The organism is Nodularia harveyana UHCC-0300 (assembly GCF_034931085.1).
Taxonomy (GTDB): Bacteria; Cyanobacteriota; Cyanobacteriia; order Cyanobacteriales; family Nostocaceae; genus Nodularia; species Nodularia harveyana.
The window spans coordinates 133,576-151,934 of sequence record NZ_JAYGHG010000006.1 but is presented as its reverse complement, the minus strand read 5'-3'; the positions used below and the strand labels follow the sequence as shown (position 1 = coordinate 151,934).

16 protein-coding genes are annotated in these 18,359 nt (G+C 40.7%); 9 read left to right on the top strand and 7 right to left on the bottom strand.

The window, feature by feature from the left end; genetic code table 11:
* Window positions 1-19: 19 nt before the first annotated feature.
* Both recF and VB620_RS06370 read right to left on the bottom strand, forming a co-directional pair.
* A complete protein-coding gene (recF, locus tag VB620_RS06375; protein WP_323195303.1) occupies window positions 20-1,165 on the bottom strand; it encodes a DNA replication/repair protein RecF in 1,146 nt (381 codons plus the stop codon).
* A 309-nt stretch (window positions 1,166-1,474) separates the two neighbouring features.
* Window positions 1,475-4,375 (bottom strand): cation-translocating P-type ATPase, encoded by a 2,901-nt coding sequence (locus tag VB620_RS06370; RefSeq protein ID WP_323195302.1) that lies wholly within the window; start codon window positions 4,373-4,375, stop codon window positions 1,475-1,477.
* A 297-nt stretch (window positions 4,376-4,672) separates the two neighbouring features.
* Here VB620_RS06370 and VB620_RS06365 point away from each other — a divergent pair, with 297 nt between their 5' ends.
* A complete protein-coding gene (locus VB620_RS06365; RefSeq protein WP_323195330.1) occupies window positions 4,673-6,349 on the top strand; it encodes a transglutaminase domain-containing protein in 1,677 nt (558 codons plus the stop codon).
* A gap of 159 nt (window positions 6,350-6,508) precedes the next feature.
* The gene (locus VB620_RS06360; protein WP_323195301.1) at window positions 6,509-6,940 is read left to right on the top strand and encodes a nucleoside deaminase; all 432 of its coding nucleotides are present in this window, start codon (window positions 6,509-6,511) and stop codon (window positions 6,938-6,940) included.
* Between the two features lie 89 nt (window positions 6,941-7,029).
* On the opposite strand, the gene rbsK is transcribed toward VB620_RS06360, so the two are convergent.
* Complete coding sequence (rbsK, locus tag VB620_RS06355) at window positions 7,030-7,959, bottom strand: ribokinase (RefSeq protein ID WP_323195300.1); 930 nt, start codon at window positions 7,957-7,959, stop codon at window positions 7,030-7,032.
* Window positions 7,960-8,154: 195 nt separating this feature from the next.
* Window positions 8,155-8,370, bottom strand: a complete 216-nt coding sequence (locus VB620_RS06350; protein ID WP_323195299.1) for a hypothetical protein — start codon at window positions 8,368-8,370, stop codon at window positions 8,155-8,157.
* Window positions 8,371-8,710: 340 nt separating this feature from the next.
* On the opposite strand from VB620_RS06350, the gene VB620_RS06345 reads away from it, so the two are divergent.
* The 4 genes from VB620_RS06345 to VB620_RS06330 all read left to right on the top strand — a co-directional run bounded on the left by VB620_RS06345 (window position 8,711) and on the right by VB620_RS06330 (window position 13,060).
* Window positions 8,711-9,349, top strand: a complete 639-nt coding sequence (locus VB620_RS06345; protein WP_323195298.1) for a Uma2 family endonuclease — start codon at window positions 8,711-8,713, stop codon at window positions 9,347-9,349.
* 86 nt (window positions 9,350-9,435) lie between these two features.
* Window positions 9,436-9,816 (top strand): calcium-binding protein, encoded by a 381-nt coding sequence (locus tag VB620_RS06340; RefSeq protein ID WP_323195297.1) that lies wholly within the window; start codon window positions 9,436-9,438, stop codon window positions 9,814-9,816.
* A 342-nt stretch (window positions 9,817-10,158) separates the two neighbouring features.
* The gene (locus VB620_RS06335) at window positions 10,159-11,757 is read left to right on the top strand and encodes a sensor histidine kinase (protein ID WP_407674183.1); all 1,599 of its coding nucleotides are present in this window, start codon (window positions 10,159-10,161) and stop codon (window positions 11,755-11,757) included.
* A gap of 127 nt (window positions 11,758-11,884) precedes the next feature.
* Window positions 11,885-13,060, top strand: a complete 1,176-nt coding sequence (locus VB620_RS06330; protein WP_323195295.1) for a patatin-like phospholipase family protein — start codon at window positions 11,885-11,887, stop codon at window positions 13,058-13,060.
* A 205-nt stretch (window positions 13,061-13,265) separates the two neighbouring features.
* Here VB620_RS06330 and folB read toward each other — a convergent pair whose 3' ends face one another.
* Window positions 13,266-13,634: a dihydroneopterin aldolase gene (gene folB / locus VB620_RS06325; RefSeq protein WP_323195294.1), complete on the bottom strand. Its 369-nt coding sequence runs from the start codon at window positions 13,632-13,634 to the stop codon at window positions 13,266-13,268.
* Window positions 13,635-13,949: 315 nt separating this feature from the next.
* On the opposite strand from folB, the gene menB reads away from it, so the two are divergent.
* Window positions 13,950-14,786 (top strand): 1,4-dihydroxy-2-naphthoyl-CoA synthase, encoded by an 837-nt coding sequence (menB, locus tag VB620_RS06320; RefSeq protein ID WP_323195293.1) that lies wholly within the window; start codon window positions 13,950-13,952, stop codon window positions 14,784-14,786.
* Window positions 14,787-14,925: 139 nt separating this feature from the next.
* Here the strand turns inward: menB and VB620_RS06315 are convergent, their stop codons facing one another.
* Window positions 14,926-15,189 carry a hypothetical protein gene (locus VB620_RS06315; protein WP_323195292.1) on the bottom strand — a complete coding sequence of 88 codons (264 nt, stop codon included), beginning with the start codon at window positions 15,187-15,189 and terminating at the stop codon, window positions 14,926-14,928.
* A gap of 365 nt (window positions 15,190-15,554) precedes the next feature.
* Window positions 15,555-16,097 (bottom strand): DUF721 domain-containing protein, encoded by a 543-nt coding sequence (locus VB620_RS06310; RefSeq protein WP_323195291.1) that lies wholly within the window; start codon window positions 16,095-16,097, stop codon window positions 15,555-15,557.
* A gap of 199 nt (window positions 16,098-16,296) precedes the next feature.
* On the opposite strand from VB620_RS06310, the gene VB620_RS06305 reads away from it, so the two are divergent.
* Window positions 16,297-17,457: a hypothetical protein gene (locus VB620_RS06305; protein WP_323195290.1), complete on the top strand. Its 1,161-nt coding sequence runs from the start codon at window positions 16,297-16,299 to the stop codon at window positions 17,455-17,457.
* A 99-nt stretch (window positions 17,458-17,556) separates the two neighbouring features.
* Window positions 17,557-18,264: a PspA/IM30 family protein gene (locus VB620_RS06300; protein WP_323195289.1), complete on the top strand. Its 708-nt coding sequence runs from the start codon at window positions 17,557-17,559 to the stop codon at window positions 18,262-18,264.
* Window positions 18,265-18,359 lie beyond the last annotated feature (95 nt).

The following is an 18,359-nucleotide window of genomic DNA, read 5'->3' as shown; positions in this document are numbered from 1 at the left end:
CCTCCCACACTCCCTATCCCTACTCCCTACTCCCTACTCCCGATATTTCCCCTGACTTCACATAAAGAATTTGCGAGGAATTTAACCACTGGGCATCGAAAGAACTGAGGTGAGTGGTTGTAATCAGGGTTTGAAAACGGTCTTGAATGGCATCAAGTAATTGATTTTGACGGAATGGGTCTAATTCGGCAAGAACATCATCTAATAATAGCAGGGGTGGCTCTTGAACGACTTGTTCAATGAGTTCTAATTCGGCTAATTTGAGGGCTAATACTAAAGTTCGTTGTTGTCCTTGGGAACCATATTGACGGGCTGGTGTTTGATTAATGATTAATTCTACTTCGTCGCGGTGGGGTCCCACGAGGGTAGTACCTCGGTAAAGTTCGGCAGCAGATCGTTGTTGAATTTTGGTTAAAAAGGCTGGCTGGATCTCTTCAGGATTGGTTTCTGGCACAGGTACACTAGGCAAATAATTGATGTGCAGAGCTTCTGTACTACCACTAATACTAGCGTGCCAAGCAGCAGCGATGGGGGCGAGTCTTTGAATAGCGCGATCGCGTCTTCTAATCACCTTTGTACCAGTGGTCACTAACTGAGCATCCCATATCGCCAGGGTTGAGAGGGGATTAACCCCGTCTGTACTAGGCGCAGTTGAGTCTCTGACTTGCTTTAAAAAAGCGTTGCGTTGGCGTAATACTTGGTTGTATTGCTGCAAAATGTGAGCATAAATTGGTTCCAGTTGAATTAACAGTGTATCCAACCAATTCCGACGAACATCGGGGCCACCGCGTACCAAATCTAAATCCAAGCTAGAAAACTGCACAGCATTGAGTACACCCAAAAAATCCATTTGTCGGCGCACAGACTCACCATTAATCGCCACACTACGGCGACCATTGCGGCGGAGAGTTAAAGTCAGATCATTAACTCCATTTTCTCGCTCTAGAGTGGCATTAATTTGAGCTAGATCCTGTCCTTCCTGAATAAAATCCCGATCGCGCCCCATCCGATGCGATCGCAATGTCGCCAGCAACTCCACCGCTTCCAACAAATTAGATTTTCCCTGAGCATTATTACCCACCAGAATCGTTTTAGCCGCAGTAAAAGCAACCTTCTGGTCTTGGTAATTCCGAAATTGTCTCAGGTGTAAATTTTTTAAGTACATAAATAGGACTTACGCATAATCTACATTTTCTTGGCGTTCTTGGCGGCTTGGCGGTTCGATAAATCAAGATTTTTGGCAATCATTGCGTAAGTCCTGATAAATAGTAATTAGTAATTGGGAAGTCACAATTTCCCTCCCCAACTCCTCACACCTAGACAGACGGGTTTATTGAGAATTTCGACAGATTACAGATTCACGGCTTTCATGTATTTATACTCTTCATTCCTCCCCGCGCCTCTGCTTACTGAGCGAAGTCGAAGTATGCGCCTCTGCGTGCCAAAAACCCCTGTAAACCCGCCCTTAAAAACTTCACACACTCTTTTTACCTATCAAGCGGAAAAATAGCTTTTCCAATTCAATCCAGACAAACATCAAAGTACTGAAACCAAAACAAATAGCCAACTCTGTGGGAGGTAAAAAATGAGTTCCAAAGAAAGCGCGGAGGGGTGGGACATAAATTAGCATCAGCTGCAAAATCGTGGTGACAACTACAGCCCCCAAGACAAATATATTAGAGAAAGGATTCATCTCTATAGTTAATTTATTATTAGAACGAATGGCGATCGCATGACCCATTTGTGCTAAACATAACGATGTGAACACCATTGTCTTCCAGCGTTCCGGGTCAAGTCCTTCTGGGTCAAGTCCTTCAACCAATCTCATCTGGCAATGATTGTACGACCATAGCATCAAAATAATCGTAATAATGGCGAAAACGATGCCAATGCGAATGATGTAGGAACCTAACCCACGCGCAAAAATACTTTCACGGGGACTAAAAGGCGGACGGTTCATGACATCTGGTTCCGGGGGTTCCACAGCTAAAGCCAAAGCTGGTAAACCGTCTGTTACCAAGTTCATCCAGAGAATTTGTAATGGTGTCAGAGGAACACCTCCAAGTCCTAACAATGGTGCGGAAGCAATGGTGAGAACTTCCCCCACGTTACTACCAAGAATGTACTTAATAAAACGGCGAATGTTAGTGTAAACCACTCTGCCTTCTTTCGTCGCCGCCACAATGGTGGTAAAGTTGTCATCCAGCAGCACCATATCACTGGCTTCCTTACTCACATCCGTGCCAGTAATTCCCATAGCAATACCGATATCAGCTTGTTTCAGGGCTGGCGCATCATTCACACCATCACCAGTCATGGCGACAATTCTCCCCCGACGTTGTAAGGCTTGGACAATCCGCAGTTTGTGTTCTGGGGAAACTCTGGCGTAGATACTTACTAGGTCAACTTGTTGCTCTAACTCCTGGTCAGTCATCTGCTGCAATTGTTGCCCTGTGAGGACTCTATCACCTTCTTGGGCTATTCCCAAATCAATGGCGATCGCCCTTGCAGTTAGCTGGTGGTCTCCTGTAATCATAATTGGGCGTATTCCAGCATTACGAGACTCTTGCACTGCTGCCCTGACCTCTGGACGTGGGGCATCTAGCATCCCTACCAAGCCCAACCAAACCAAATTTACCTCATATTTCTCATCTGCCCCTGCTTCAGGCATTTCTAACATTGGTCTATAAGCCAAACCTAGCACTCGTAACCCCAGACTTGCCATTTGGTCATTTGCTGCCAAAATTTGCTGGCGTTGTGCGTCGGTGAATGGGGCTGATTTATGATCTAAATAAATCTGAGTACAACTGGCTAAAGTCAATTCCGGCGAACCTTTGGTAAACATTAAATAAGGTTCGGATTCAATCAAACTAGTAATTAACGGGTCAACCGCCGTTAAAGATGCTTCACCTGTGGCGACTTCCTCCACCTGACAAATTACACTCATCCGCTTGCGTTCGGAGTCAAAGGGAAACTCGCTGATGCGGGGTAATTTGCTATTCCACTGGTCTTGTTCGATTCCAGCTTTCCCCGCCAATGTCACCAAAGCGCCTTCTGTGGGGTCTCCTAAAATTGCCCATTCTCCTTGTTCTTTTTGCAGCACCGCATCATTACAAATAGCAGATGCAAGGAGTAAAGCGGAGATTTCGGGATAATCTTCTACAAGGATGGTTTGACCATCTAACAAAAAATCACCTGTGGGTGTGTAACCTTCTCCGGTCACTCGAAAAACATGGTTATTGGTATAAACTGACTGCACGACCATTTTATTTTGGGTCAATGTGCCAGTTTTATCGGAACATATCGTAGTGACAGAACCTAAAGTTTCTACGGCTGGGAGTTTGCGAATCAAGGCGTTGTGGCGTACCATGCGCTGAGTTCCCAGTGCTAAGGTAACGGTGATTACTGCTGGTAGACCCTCTGGAACTACAGCCACCGCCATACTCAAGGAAACTTCTAAAAGTTGTCGCAGATTGCTAAAACCTCTGGCTTGAATGACACCGCCGACGACGACTATAGACACGAGAAGCAAGGAACCTATCACTAGGATATTACCCAGATGAGTCATCCGTAGCTGCAAAGGTGTCGGCTCATTCTCCACGGATTGCAACATGGTGGCAATTTTACCAATTTCTGTTGACATCCCCGTGTTAGTAACTAGGATTTTGGCGCGTCCTTGGACGACTTCCGTTGCTTGAAAGACTAAATTTAGGCGATCGCCCAATGAGGTTTCTTCCGGTAAGATTAAATTAGCTTGCTTACTCACCGCCCCAGCTTCACCTGTGAGTGCTGATTCCCGCACTTGTAAATTAGACTCTTCAATTAAGCGCCCATCAGCCGCTATCTGCATCCCCGCTTCCAGCAGCATCACATCTCCTGGTACTAGTTCCTTGGCGGCTATCTCCATTAATTTCCCGCTCCGCAGGACTCGCACTAAAGGAGAAGTCATTTTTTTCAAAGCTGCTAAAGCTTTTTCGGCGCGAGTTTCTTGAACATAGCCAAGTATGCCATTGAGAACTACAATTGCCATAATTGCGATCGTATCCTTGAATGGCACCTCGCCAGGCTTTAATTCTCCAGCTTGCCAAGCCAGGAAGTCTAAAAATCCAGAAATTAAAGCTACGGCAATCAGCATCAATAACATAATATTTTTGAACTGATCTAGCAAAATTTCCCAAGAACCACGACCAGAATTTTCTGTGAGTTCGTTATCACCGTATTTTTGCCAACGTTGTTGCACTTCTTCGGGTGTTAAGCCACTATCTGCGTTACTATTAAGCAGGTTTAAGGCTTGGTTAACTTCCAAACTATGCCAAACGGGAATACCTTCTCCTGAGGGAGACACTCCACGAACAGGTAAAGAATTAGCAGACATTGTGTATGTCACAGAAAATGGGTACAAAATTCGATCATAATTTAGGGATGACTTTTCTAGCATCAACTAAGGTGATATTCAAAATTTTCACCAAACTCTGTGAATATTAATGTAGATGTGACTTGGTGCAGTTTACTAATTTTTCTGGCTAACAGCCTATGTATTTTTACGGGAACACAAGGAATATTAGACACTTTTGTCTAAATAGAATTAACTCTAAAAGCAACCATTTGGATAATCACGAATCTGCCAAAATTACTTCTGGGTGTGCTAAATGGTTGAATAATTATGCTTAATATGAGTTTTGCACTTCCTAGTTTAATTGCTAGCCCCATGTTTGGTCAAAGAACAATTAGACCGTTAACAGCAGCCGCTCTTTGTGGCATTGCTTTCATTAAAGATAGACTGCTTGCCATTGATAATCTGAAAGGGCATTTACTGGAAATTGATCCTAATTCTGACAACAGCAAAATTCTCAACCCCCACCAAATCAGGGAATTTCAGGATGTTGCAGGTCTAGCAGTGTGGTCAGATTCCCTATGGGTCACGCGAGAAAATAGTGTTTATGTATCTAAAATTTCTTCTTGGGGTCTAGAGCATTTTGTCACTTTGCCTTATGCTGCTGATGGCGTAGCTGTGTGGGAATCAGCAGTGTATGTCAGTTGCCAAAAGCTGGGCTGTATTTTGATTTATGATCGGAATACCCGCAAAGAAATTACCAGATTTTATGCCCCTGGTGTAGGGGTAGCAAATTTAGCAGTTAATCAAGATACTCTTTGGGTTTGCGATCGCACAGAACAAACAGTTTATGCGATCGATAGAGCTACGGGAGAACTTCAATTCAGCGTCTTAACACCCTTTGAATCTCCCACCGGCATCGCTATCCACACAAACGAAGAGACAGGCAAAGACACCGTATTTATCGCTTACGCCTCAGAAGAGCCTTATATTCGGGATAATCCCAATGCTGATCCCTGTCATGAACTCACATACCGCGATCGCACATTTATCCACCCTCTACACTACCATCACGAACCCGATCAACAATACGCCCTTTCCAATGGCTATCTCATTGAAATGTCCTACGCCGAGGAAATTTCACCCCTAGAAGAGGTGTACTTACCAGAAGTAGAATGGCGCATTGCCCTACCCTCCGAAACCGAACGGCAAAAATTGAAACACGTTGAACCCATTGGGATGCCCTTTACAGAAGAAATTATTGATGGACAACGTGTCGCAGTATTTAAATTTGATGCCCTCACACCAGGCGAAAGACACATATTTGGCTGGAAAGCACTGTTAGAAGTGCGCGGAATTAAATATCACATCACCCCTAAAGATGTCGAAAATACTCCCGACATATCAGCAGAATTTGAAACCCGTTACCTCATAGATAACGACAATTTAGCAATGGATACTCCCATTGTTCGTCAAGCCGCCAGTGAAGCCATTGGTTCAGAAACCAATCTGCTGCGGAAAATGTACAATATCCGCAACTACGTTTACGATGAACTCTCCTACGGCATTAAACCCTATATTGACACCCCAGATTTAGTCCTAGAACGGGGTGTTGGTTCCTGCGGCGAGTATGTCGGTGTTTTACTAGCCCTATGCCGTTTAAATGGCATTCCCTGCCGCACCGTAGGCAGATATAAATGTCCTCCCCATAGCGAACACCAAGGAGTACCATTACAACCAGACTTTAACCATGTGTGGTTAGAATTCTACATCCCCGGTTTCGGTTGGTTACCAATGGAATCTAATCCTGATGACTTGGGGAACAATGGCCCCTACCCCACACGCTTTTTTATGGGTTTATCCTGGTATCACATTGAGATTGGCAAAGGTATACCCTTTGAAACTTTAAGCAGTGAAGGTGTAAGACTGACTAAAGAGGATATCCCCATCGGAGATTTAGCACTCAATCACATTCGTTTTACAATTCTCAAAGAATTACCGCCATTTAGTGATTAGTCATTGTTCATCTCCCACAAAAAATGTAGAGGCGTTGTGTGTAGCGTCTCTACTAATATTTTCTAATATAGAAATCGACGACTGTATACAAGTGTAAAAAGTATAGTTGTTAAATAATCCATTAACACCAGTTGTTGAGACATATCGGAGAATTAATAAATGGATGAATTTATGGAAGTTGCGATCGCACAAGCAAAACAAGGTAGAAAAGAAGGTGGCATTCCCATCGGTTCTATTCTCGTTAAAGATGGCAAAATTATTGGTAAAGGACACAATAAACGTGTACAAAATAATGATCCCGTTACCCACGCCGAAATAGATTGTCTCCGTAATGCTGGGAGAGTTGGCAGTTATAGAGGTACGACACTTTACTCTACCTTAATGCCGTGCTATCTGTGCGCTGGCGCAGTGGTGCAATTTGGCATTAAAAAAGTCATCGCCGGAGAATCGAGAACCTTTCCCGGTGCTAAAGAATTTATGGTATCCCACGGCGTAGAAGTAATTGATCTCAACCTTGATGAGTGTGAACAAATGATGAGTGAATTTATTGAAACTAATCCCGAATTATGGAATGAAGATATTGGAAAGTAATCATTAGTTATTCTAGTTTTGTCTGTCCTAATTATCTAGCCCGTTTTTAGCCCTTAGCCAGAATTACGAATTACGAATTACGAATTTATTCATCTCCCGACTGCCCTTTCCTGTAAAAAAGAATCAAAAGTTAACTTATCCGGTAACGAAGTTTGTGCGCCCATTTTTGTGGCTGCTAAAGCACCTGCGGCTGAACCCCAAATAACTGCTTGATGTAAAGAAAGTCCTCTATAAAGTGCAGCTGCTAAACCACCATTGAAAGCATCGCCAGCAGCAACCGTGTCAACAGCATAAACGGGGAAAGCTGGGACAAACAATGTTTCCTCAGCAGTGGCACAGATAGCACCTTTTGCACCTAGTTTGACGATCGCACATTTCACACCCCTTTCTAATAAAACTTTAGCTGCTTTAATTGCCGATTCCTGATTATCTACAGGAAACCCCGTCAATTGTCCTGCTTCGACTTCATTTGGTGTAATAATATCGACTAGTGGGTAAAGTTCCTTGGGTAAACTTTCTTGTGCGGGTGCGGGATCTAAAATTACTTTAATATTTGCATCTTTCGCTGCGGTAGCTGCTGCTATTACGGCATCAAGGGGAATTTCTAATTGTAAAAGTAGTGCTGTAGCTGTTGGTAATAATTGAGATAATCGCTGTATATCTTCTTGATTAATACGTCCATTTGCACCAGGAATTACAACTATTTGATTTTCACCAGCATAATCTACAGTGATCATAGCAACTCCAGAATTTACCGTTTCATCAATAAAAATATTTTCTGTTTGTACCCCTGCAACTTGCAATTTTTGGACAAGTTCTTCACCAAAATTATCTGCGCCTACCCTTCCCACTAGATGAGTAGGAATTTCTAATCTCGCTAATGCTACGGCTTGATTTGCTCCTTTGCCTCCTGGTATTTTGAAGAAGTCTTCTCCTAATATTGTTTCTCCTGCAATTGGTAATCTGGATGTGGTCGCTACTAGGTCGATATTGATGCTGCCGAAGACAATAATACTCATGTTTTAAAGGAGTCGAAAAGATAATTTAAGATCAGAGTTTCACGCAGAGACGCAGAGGCGCAGAGAGGAAGATTGAGTTTTATAAACGTGTTTGGAGTCTTTTATATTGAAAGAGAAAATTAATAGATATGGGTTTTAGCCTAGATAATTAGGCTTTGTTTACCCCCAGGCTTTTTAGCTTGAGGGTAATTTGTTTTAGTCTTTGCGAGTTAACGGCATAGGCTTAGATACTGATGTGGTGATTGGTTGTCCCACGGTACAGTTCTGATTGACCTTTTGGATTTGGATATTAGGGGTTGCAACGACAACCACAACCAAGAAAGATGAGCCAACCAAGGCAGCCATAGCACTTATAGCACTTTGTGACAACATTAAGTTAACCGACAGTCCTGAATTACTTGAATTAGGCATGGTGTTACGGTTGCCATTTGATGAAAAAAATGGGATCATAGATTTAGTTATTTTTTAAGTAAGCCTCTCTTTCGCATGGAAATGAGAGGTTTTTGACTCTTATAATAATTTATAAGGCATGGAGAAATACCTGTCAAGTATTTTTTGACAAGTAGGGCAATTGTATTTATTTGTATCTATATCTGTTACTATAGCTTGGCTCTCTAACGTCGTCAAGTAGTATATGTAATTATCTTCACTAAGAGTAGGTTCAGCAAGACGCGATCGCCAAGTGCTGCTGCAAAGCATATCGCCTGCTCACTCCTTTGATATCTTGCTAGAAAACCGGAGAATAAGTCCTATGGTGATCACTGCACCCACTCATTCCCAACGCGCCATTCTTCCCAACATCAGTTGGGATACCTTTGAAACTATCCTCGCAGAAATGGGCGATAATCGGGCAACGCGCCTGGTTTATGACCACGGAACACTGGAAATTATGACTCCTTTAATGCCCTATGAGTATAATAATAGACTGCTTGAACACTTGGTTTTTGCTTTGGCAGAGGAACTCAATCTGAAGCTGAAAAGTACTGGTTCTGTGACTTGTAAGCGCCAAGACTTACAGAGGGGTGTGGAACCAGATTCGAGTTTTTATATCCAGAATGAACCTGTGATGCGAAGTAAGCAGAATCTCGATTTAAGCCAAGATCCTCCTCCTGATTTAGTAATTGAGGTGGACTATACCAGTGCTTCTATTGACCGACTTCCGATATATCTGGCTTTGGGAGTACCAGAGGTTTGGCGTTATGACGAACCTGTAATGCAGATTTACCAGTTGCGAGAGGGTGTATATATTCCTTGTGATGTTTCGCTGACTTTTGCTCATCTGCCTTTAACAACGCAAATTCCTCGATTTTTGCAGGAAAGTTTGAAAATTGGGGAAATACCGATGATTCGCTCTTTCCGTGATTGGGTAAAACAGCAGATCAAAAATTGACAGGCGATCTGCTTTGCCGTAGTGCTGGACGCGATCGCTAAAAGGCTATACCATATCAAGGTGCATCATACATAAGCTTTGATCTTATGCCTAATGTTGAACGTGACGAAAATCGAGAGCATCGCATTAAAACAGAAATAATTGCCGATGCTGAAGACAAAGAAGACAGAGCAATGGGTTGGTACTACTACCTTGACGATAACCTGAATGTGCCTTTTATGGCTAATTTGAGGCAGAAATCACGCAAAACATCCGCAGTCGAGGAGAAAAAAGTTGAGGTGCTAGGAATGGCACCAGACGATGAATGTTTAAAAGATATGTATGTGGAAGTAGTTTATCCTCATGGCCAGGATGAAGACGTTTTTACAGCTAAGTTATCAGATTTAGTAGCAATTAATACTGATAAGGAAACTGAAGACGCGATCGCTGATTGGCATTATTGGCTTGCTAGAGATTACAAATTTTAGAAGTTCCTAAAAATTAACATTTACGTTGGGTTTGACTTGGTTTAACCCAACCTCAAAAATAACTATTATCACAATTTGCTTAACTATCCTACCCTCCGATTTAAAATAATTAAGCAAAAAATAGATGTTTACCTCTAAGATATTTGCTCTTGATTCAGAATGCTACACTTTTTGGTAGCAATAGTTTTTACTTTACTGATAAAATTACTTAATTAGCATTCCGCCATCATTTTTTAACAACCATAATCCTGGAATTTTGCAGATATCGGGATTATAATACTGACAAATTTAACAATTGATGTAGGATTTCTCTATTTAAATATATTATGTAAAAGCAGAAAAATGAATTTATTTTATAAACTGAAATCTAGTCCCTCTCAGCTAGTGAGTTTAACAGTATTGCTAACCTTACTATTATTTATCCCTCAAGTTTGGCTCAACTATCAAGCATATTATAACTTCAATAATATTAGTAAACAAGAATTCAAGCTTCAAAAAATAAGTGATGAAATCATTTATCTTGACGAAGTACTAACTATGTCAGCCCGGATGAATGCAGCTACAGGAAATATTTTTTGGGAAAACCGATATCGTCAATTTGAACCTCAACTAGATACAGCAATTAAAAAATCTATTAACCTCGCTCCTGCAACCTATCAAAATGATAATTCTCGAAAAGTTGATATCGCAAATCAGAAGTTAGTAGAAATGGAATATCAATCTTTTGATTTAGTAAGAAATAATCAAAAAGAGACAGCACAATTATTATTATCCAGCACTGAGTATAACATTAATAAACAGATTTACGCCGATGGTGTAGCTCAAAGAAACCGCAACATTTCACTGGGTTTACAGCAGAAGTTAACTGAGTATCGCCAAACAATGATTTGGGCTATTTTAGGTTCTATTCTCAGCTTAATAATACTTATCCCCGCATGGTATTTAGTCCTAAGTTTATTAAAAGAATATTTAAAAGCTAAAAAAAATGCTCAAGCGGCTTTAGAAGAAACTAATTCTATATTAGAAATGCAAGTGGATCTGAGAACAAAAAGATTAAAACAAAAAAATATTCAACTAAAAGAAATATTACGAAAACTGCGCCAGACTCAAGTACAATTGATTCATACTGAAAAAATGTCCTCACTAAATCATTTAGTGGCTGGTATTGCTCATGAGATTAATAACCCAATTAGTTTTATTCATGGTAACTTAAACTACGTCAAAGAATATACTCACAAGTTACTAAACTTGATTAATCAATATCAGGAAAAATATCCTAATTCTTCTCCAGAAATAAGTAATTTGATTGAGGAGATCGATTTAGATTTTATAATTGATGATTTACCGAAAATATTCTCTTCAATGACAGTTGGTTCTGAGCGTATCAGTGAGATTGTCTTAAATTTGCGTAACTTTTCTCGTGTTGATGAAGCAGAAATGAAGTTTGTTAATATTCATGAAGGTATTGACAGTACCCTGTTACTTTTGCAGACTGGTCTTGAAACTCACCATCAGCAGCAGAAAATTAAAATTATTAAAGATTATGGCAACTTACCTCTAGTTGAATGCTATCCCAGAGGATTAAATCAGGTATTTATGAATATTATCAACAATGCTATCGAGGCTATCAATATAGAAAAAATAAATGATGATCAAGGAATTGAACACCAGTCTAGTGTAATTATGATTCATACATCAGTTAAAAATCAACATAGCGTAATTATCAGTATTAAAGATAATGGTCCAGGCATAAATTCAAAAGTTAAACAAAGATTATTTGAACCATTTTTTACAACCAAAGCTGTGGGGAAAGGAACTGGTTTAGGATTATCTATTAGTTACCAAATTATAGTAGATCAGCATAGAGGAAAAATCGGGTGTGTTTCGGAACCTGGAAAGGGGACAGAATTTTTGATCGAGATTCCTATTCAGCAACTATAGGCAATAAATCTATAAAACACTGAAGTGAAGATGGCACTTTAGCCCAAATTTAGTCTCTAGCTTGACAATAATCAATATTCAAAGTTATTACTGATGAATTATCATCTAATACGGAGTTTAGTTAAATATGTCTTTTCGGATTTTAAGTTTAGATGGTGGGGGTATACGCGGAGTGGTTTCCGCAACCATGCTGGCTGCTATCGAGAAGCAAATTAATCAACCATTGAATAAGTACTTTGATCTAATTGCTGGAACTTCCACCGGTTCGATTTTAGCAGCCGGGGTCGCCATAGGACTTAGTGGCCAAGAAATTCTTGAGATATATAAACGAACAGGCTCCCTGATATTTCCCTACAAAAGTCGTTTTTCATGGAAGCGATTTCCTTTACTATTCAAGTATGGTGTATCTGCACCCAAGTTTACAGATAATAATTTTGCTACAGTCCTCAAAGAGATTTTAGGAAATACACAACTATTAGATATTACAGACCCATTACTATTAATTGTTGCTTACGATACCATTACTAGACAACCAATAGTATTTAAAAGCTGGCGTGAAGATGCAGATTATGGCAATATTCCTTTGTGGCAAGTCTGCATTTCTTCTTCTTCGGCTCCAACGTTCTTTCCCGCCCATAAAATAGAGAGAATAATTAATGGTAAAGTTAATAGTGGAAGTAAAAATGACATAGTATTATGTGATCAAGTATCCGCAATGAATAATATCTATAATAATAACAAGATTAGAATCATTGATGGTACTGGTGAAGGACAAACACGCAAAATCAAAAAGTATGAAGGAGCAAAAAGATGTGCCTTGATAGATACTCCTTGGGAAACTATTCCTGATCATACTTCTAGCTACTCAATTCAAACTATCTACTCTGCTATTGATGGTAGTGTCGCTTCTAATAACCCTTCTAGCTGTGCAGTTGCTGAAGCCCTAAGATTAGGCCATAACTTGCAAGACATTAGTGTGCTTTCAATTGGTACTGGTAATCTGACCAGGATTATACCATTTGAAAAAGCAGAAGCTTGGGGTCTATTACAATGGGCGCAACCATTAATTAGTGTATTATTGGATGCCTCTTCTAATATTCATGAGTACATTACTAATAGAATTATGAAAGATCGGGTTCTCCGTTTGCAATTCAAGCTTGATAGGGATTTAACAGGTAAACGCTTAAGTGATGATATCGATGATGCTACTCCAGAAAACATCAATAATTTAATTGAGGCGGCAGAGGTTTATATTCAACAAGAAGATATACAAAAGAAATTGCAGGAATTTTTACAATTATAGTCGTATTTAATTAATAAGTTTTAGGGAAAAAATCTGAGAAATTTAACTTTTTTAGATTCAATCATCAGAAAAGTATAATTTTGTCAATGATCATATAGGCCAAGCTGTTTGTGAGTTTCAATATGATCAACAGCTTGGCATTACAGCGTTATGCTTTGTCTTTTGGGTGATAAAGCTTGTTAATTGCAAAAAGCAGACTAGAATTTTAGAGGTTAGACTTAGTTCTAGTAATTTCAATACTAATTCTGCCGCCAAAGTCTGGTATAGGTGCGGCGGGTTTACTAACAATTACTTGAACTTGTGTGACGCGATCGCACTGTTCTAAGATAGAATCAGCGATCGCACCTACTAACCTTTCGATCAAAGAAAACTTAGCTGTTTTCACCAGATTTTGTATTGAGCTAATCACGCTGCGATAATCTAGAGTATCTTCAATTGCGTCACTCTTAGTAGCTGCGGAGATATCTAACCATAACTTCACATCCACCTCAAACCATTGTCCTAATACCTGTTCTTCTGGTAGATACCCCGTGTAGCCATAGCAGCGAATATTGGTTAAATGAATGCAATCCATAAGATATTGAGAGTAAATTTGACATTTGGTAGGGTAAAAACCCCACTTCTCTAAACGTAATTAATAATTATCTAATGGTTATGTCTGAATCTATTACCAATTACCTATAAAAATATTAATCAATTTTGGGTTTATATCTTCACCGAGACACTCAAGCATCTGGGATTGATCACTGGAGAAAATAAAACTTACATAAACTAGCTCAAAATATCATAACTTAATTCTGCCATCTCTCTCTGCGTAGAACACTGCTGAAAACTTCCCCATTGCCCTCTAGCCGCGATACAATTCTCAAGCACAACAGCGCAATTATTCATGACCCAAATCCACTGGCAAACTGCCAAAAACTACGAAGATATCTTATATCATAAAACCGACGGCATTGCCAAAATCACCATTAACCGTCCCCATAAACGCAATGCATTCCGTCCTAAAACTGTATTTGAATTGTACGATGCGTTCTGTGATGCCCGTGAAGATACTAGTATTGGCGTAGTTCTATTTACTGGGGCTGGTCCCCATACTGATGGAAAATACGCTTTCTGTTCTGGTGGAGACCAAAGTGTCCGGGGACAGGCGGGTTATGTTGACGATGCTGGTATTCCTCGTTTAAACGTGTTGGATTTACAGCGCCTGATTCGTTCCATGCCAAAAGTGGTAATTGCTTTAGTGGCTGGTTATGCGGTGGGTGGTGGACACGTTTTACATCTGATTTGTGACCTTACCATTGCTGCCGAAAATGCGATTTTTGCACAGACTGGCCCGAAAGTAGGGAGTTTTGATGGTGGTTTTGGTGCAAGTTATCTCGCCCGTGTTGTGGGACAAAAAAAAGCGAGGGAAATTTGGTTTCTCTGTCGCCAATATAATGCCCAAGAGGCCTTAGATATGGGTTTAGTCAATTGTATTGTGCCAGTAGAAAAATTAGAAGCAGAGGGTATTCAATGGGCGCAGGAAATTTTAGAAAAAAGTCCCATTGCAATTAGGTGTTTGAAAGCAGCATTTAATGCTGATTGTGACGGACAAGCCGGTTTACAAGAATTGGCCGGGAATGCAACTCTACTGTATTACATGACAGAAGAAGGTTCCGAGGGCAAAGAAGCCTTTCTAGAAAAACGTCCCCCGAATTTTCGCACCTTTCCTTGGTTACCTTAAAATTATCAGAATTGCACCTGAGAACCAGGTGCAATTTTTTGAGAGTTAAAATTTACGATTAAAAAAAATGATCTTATTTTCTAGCAATTGAATTTTTACTACCTTACTCTGAGCCAATTGGGGGGGTGGAGTTAGGGATTTATTGTACAGAGACCATCAAAGTATTATCTGAATCTACACTGACTTTTCCCGAAGAACATAAAACTCTTGCTGCATCTGGTAAATCCCAAGCGTCTTCCAATGTTTCCCAAGAAGATACAAAAGGTGGAAGCGCCAAAGAACAAGCTTTCCAACCTGCTTGGACTGGACTTCCTAACTGCTGACACATTCCGCCCCGACGACCTTCCGGCTGGTAATGACGACAATATTTACAGGCAGATGTCAAGAATTTAATGGGTTTCATTTGGTTACATCTTTAAATACATTTAATGGCTGATTTACATACTTATATTTTGCTCCTATACCTTAAGAGGTAATTTAACCAAAAAGTCATTATTTTACATAGGTTTCAGCGATCCCCAATGATAATTAAACTTTATGATGTCTTTATATTCTTGTTATATATATAAATGATCACAGTAGTAGCTACATGGGATTTTTTAACAAAAACTTGCTAGGGATCAAGGGTAATGGTTAAAGTTTGCATTTAGGCAGGATGCTAAATTTATGAATCTGGGGGTGAAATTTCCCTGTGTAGATGGATTATTTTGACAAAGAAAGTGCGCTCAGAGACGTTGCTGCGTATGGTTTCAGAGGTTGCTATGTATACTAAAAATCTTTGGCAGCACAAACACAACAAACTTCCCAACGCTGGATTTCACCGGGTGGGGTGGGAGATTGACATTGAGGACAAAGGGGCAAACCATGCGATCGCATTTGCATTGTTTTAGCCCAATTTGTAAAAGCAGTATTAGGGCTTTCAATACTAGATTTAACCTGGTGCGAGGAAATACGGACATCACCGAGATAACTGGGATGTTCCTGGGGGATGAGGGTTTTTTGTTGCAAATAATCTGGAAGAGCTTGCCAATTTTTAGTAGAAAAGCGAATATCTACCAAAGGCTCAGATAGCTGTTGATTTAGCTTTAACAATAGTGTTGTGCGTGTAAATGTCATGTTCTGCGCCCAAGCAGCGCTAGAAGTAGCTACCTGCAAAACCTGACGCTGGATGGATAATGGTCGCGTATGGCTAGCAGCTACCTTTCCCACAACATCCGGCCATAACTGGAGTAAGCTCTGAAATGGGTGTTGTTGCCATTGAGCCTGTTGTTGGAGAATGCCTAAAATATTATTAACTGATTGTAACGACATTTGTGAGCCAAGATATTTTTTGTCTGTTTGAGAACTTACGTCCCAGGGAAAACCCTGGAATTTCCTAGCATTTGGTCAGAAAAAGCGGTAATGTTTTTGCTGATTTCTGCATAAGTTCTATGTTTATAAAATAATTTTCGCTAAGATTGCGCTTAATGTATCTCAAGTTCATCCCATAGTCTAGGTTTGACCCATAGTCATGAATCAAAATAGTTTAGTAAATTCCACCACAAAATCATCTAAGTCTGGGTTGAAACCAGGATTAGCGGCGGCGCTAGCTAGCTTAGAATTACCTATAGATCAAGAGTTAGCCCGATATCGACGCACACGCCTGGGAGTCAAGATTCAGAATCAATCCCTTATGGAAAATTACGTCGGTAGTCAAACCGTAGATTTGCCTGAGCATAAACCTACAGAGGTGGAAAATACAACTAATACACAGACTCAGGCGGGATTTATATTTAATGAGACTCCCAAAGACAACCCAGCACCTACTCAGGAGACGGTAGAAGATTTAAACTTAGCTTCTGAGTCTGTCCACACAGAAATTCCCCAGTCTGCAACAAATTTTACCAGCAGTATTGTACCTGCAATTCGGGATGAGGAAAACTTGACTCCCAGTGAGGATACCTTAGCACCAGATGACTACTTGGAATCTAGTGAAGCCTTGTTACGGAGTTTGACAGATGAAGAGGAGTCTACACCGCAGCCGAGTAATTCCTATGATAGTTTGCTATCCCCTTTGGGTCTTGGCTCGATGTTGCTGTTATTAGTAGCTAGTCTGACTCTGGGTTATGTAGTGTTCAATCCTAATGCTGAAGGGTGGTCTCAGTTTAATGTAGGAAGATTGTTTTCTAGGGAATCATCCCCCACAGCTATAGATGATACTCCTAGTGAGACGGAAACAAAACTTACACCAATAGCTAAGTATCCTAATCTGGCAGCAAAAGAATTTCCAGAGGTGAGAAACCCCAGTGATATAGTTGGTTTACAACCCAAGTCCCAACCAACACCCAGTCCTGTCATTACTCAACCACCTGTGCAGTTGTTACCACAGTTGCAGCCAGTACCCGTAGATGTAGCCCCAAGTTCTACAGCAGAAAGTATGGTGGAGGAAGGTAGAAATCCAGTCAATACAAATGGGGAAATCTTACCGTCAGCAGATGGCTTTTATTATGTAGTTATGGATAATCGAGGCGATCGCGCGCTCTCTGATGCCCAAAAAATCGTTCCTGATGCTTATTTATCACCGGGAGAAACTTTGATTTATTTGGCTGCGGTCAAGACCCCAGAAGCAGCAGAAGCAAGAGTCAAAGAGCTAAATTCCCAGGGTCTGAAAGCCAGGATTCAGCAGCCTTGAGTTGTGAAAGTCTAGGATAGATGAAAGGATAGGGTACTGGTTACTGGGTCCCTAGTCCGGCGCGTGGGCGCTGTGGACAAACATCAATGGAGAGCCGATATGGAATTTATCAAGCGTATCCTGCGGATAATTCGCGCTAACATCAATAGTTTTCTCAATAATGCCGAAGATCCCGAAAAAATTCTGCAAGACGCTGTATTGGAAATGCAGGAAAACTTGGTGCGGTTGCGACAAGGGGTAGCACAGGCGATCGCTACTCAAAAACGTACAGAACGCCAAGCAGAAGCCGCAAAATCAACTTCAGAGGAATGGTATCGCCGCGCTCAATTAGCATTACAACAAGGGAATGAAGTTTTAGCACGGGAGGCTTTAACAAAACGCAAAGCTTATCAAGAAACTTCCAAAACCCTATTTAGTCAAATAGAACAGCAAAATGATGTAGTTTCTAGATTGAAAAAGGATATGCGATCGCTAGAGTTAAAAATTAGCGAGGCCAGAAGTAAAAAAGATATGTATATAGCCCGCGCCCGTTCAGCTGAGGCTTCTGTCCGACTCCAGGATATGCTAGATTCTAGTTCCGCCACCAGCAGTCTGAATGCCTTTGAGCGCATGGAAGATAAAGTTTTGCAAATCGAAGCCCAATCAGAAGCGATCGCCGAACTGGGTACTGATGACTTGCAAAAACAATTTGACTCCCTAGAAGCCAGTGGTGACATTGATAGCGAACTAGCAGCCATGAGAGGACAGATCCTAGAAGCAGGTGAAAATGGTACACCACAAAAGTTACCTAAATCTTCAGACTCTTAAAAGTTGGGCAATCAACAAAGTTAGGATATATCGTAAAAAATAATAGGTGTCGGCCAGTACCGAAGCCAACCAGAAAGATTAAATTGGAATAGGAA

Bases quoted from the DNA above. Each gene is read 5' to 3' on its own strand.
- VB620_RS06300 (WP_323195289.1), top strand. From the start codon at position 17,557: ATGGAATTTATCAAGCGTATCCTGCGGATAATTCGCGCTAACATCAAT.
- VB620_RS06305 (WP_323195290.1), top strand. From the start codon at position 16,297: ATGAATCAAAATAGTTTAGTAAATTCCACCACAAAATCATCTAAGTCT.
- VB620_RS06315 (WP_323195292.1), bottom strand. From the start codon at position 15,189: ATGAAACCCATTAAATTCTTGACATCTGCCTGTAAATATTGTCGTCAT.
- menB (WP_323195293.1), top strand. From the start codon at position 13,950: ATGACCCAAATCCACTGGCAAACTGCCAAAAACTACGAAGATATCTTA.
- VB620_RS06345 (WP_323195298.1), top strand. From the start codon at position 8,711: ATGGTGATCACTGCACCCACTCATTCCCAACGCGCCATTCTTCCCAAC.
- VB620_RS06350 (WP_323195299.1), bottom strand. From the start codon at position 8,370: ATGCCTAATTCAAGTAATTCAGGACTGTCGGTTAACTTAATGTTGTCA.
- VB620_RS06370 (WP_323195302.1), bottom strand. From the start codon at position 4,375: ATGTCTGCTAATTCTTTACCTGTTCGTGGAGTGTCTCCCTCAGGAGAA.
- VB620_RS06340 (WP_323195297.1), top strand. From the start codon at position 9,436: ATGCCTAATGTTGAACGTGACGAAAATCGAGAGCATCGCATTAAAACA.
- folB (WP_323195294.1), bottom strand. From the start codon at position 13,634: ATGGATTGCATTCATTTAACCAATATTCGCTGCTATGGCTACACGGGG.
- VB620_RS06365 (WP_323195330.1), top strand. From the start codon at position 4,673: ATGAGTTTTGCACTTCCTAGTTTAATTGCTAGCCCCATGTTTGGTCAA.
- VB620_RS06335 (WP_407674183.1), top strand. From the start codon at position 10,159: ATGAATTTATTTTATAAACTGAAATCTAGTCCCTCTCAGCTAGTGAGT.
- VB620_RS06310 (WP_323195291.1), bottom strand. From the start codon at position 16,097: ATGTCGTTACAATCAGTTAATAATATTTTAGGCATTCTCCAACAACAG.
- recF (WP_323195303.1), bottom strand. From the start codon at position 1,165: ATGTACTTAAAAAATTTACACCTGAGACAATTTCGGAATTACCAAGAC.
- VB620_RS06330 (WP_323195295.1), top strand. From the start codon at position 11,885: ATGTCTTTTCGGATTTTAAGTTTAGATGGTGGGGGTATACGCGGAGTG.
- VB620_RS06360 (WP_323195301.1), top strand. From the start codon at position 6,509: ATGGATGAATTTATGGAAGTTGCGATCGCACAAGCAAAACAAGGTAGA.
- rbsK (WP_323195300.1), bottom strand. From the start codon at position 7,959: ATGAGTATTATTGTCTTCGGCAGCATCAATATCGACCTAGTAGCGACC.